Raw genomic sequence first — 514 nt, 5'->3', positions numbered from 1 at the left:
TCCCAGCACCGCCGGCGCAGACCGGCGACGTGCCGCTATCCCAACCCCTGCGCCGTCCCTGCGCCGACCGCGCCCAGTCGGCGTTCTCCTCGCAGACCGGCCGGGACCCCGGTCGGGCGGCGGTGGCCCGGGTCATCCCGGACCTGCAACCCGCCAGCCTGTATCTCACCGACACCGAGCGGACCTTTCTCATCCGGATGGGACCCCTCATCCCCACCCCCCGGGCCGGGAAGAAACTTGTCAACCTCTACCGGCTCGTGCGCACCGGCATCCCCGACGACCAGCTACCCCGCTTCATCGGAGACACCACCCGGCCCGGCACCCATCAGGCCGTTCTCGTCCTGCTCGCCATCCTCGTCGGCCGTCCCGACGACGTCGCCCCCCTGTTCCACACTCTGCGCCACGGACCTGCAGCCGGGGATCTGATCCCGTTTCTCCGCCGCCCCCACAGCCACGGCCATCCCGCGGGCGACACCGAAAACCCCGATCCCATGGCCAGCCAGCACCCCGACCC

The 514-nt window shown here is 71.6% G+C and carries 1 protein-coding gene; it reads left to right on the top strand.

Features of this window, described 5'->3' with window-relative positions; all coding sequences use genetic code 11:
- Positions 1–29: 29 nt before the first annotated feature.
- A partial coding sequence (locus NBZ85_RS31690; protein WP_261563489.1) for a hypothetical protein occupies positions 30–514 on the top strand: 485 nt, incomplete at its 3' end.

This window comes from Frankia tisae (assembly GCF_025403405.1).
Classification (GTDB): domain Bacteria; phylum Actinomycetota; class Actinomycetes; order Frankiales; family Frankiaceae; genus Frankia; species Frankia tisai.
Note: the sequence above shows the minus strand (reverse complement) of the source record. Positions and strands in the feature narration are given on the sequence as shown.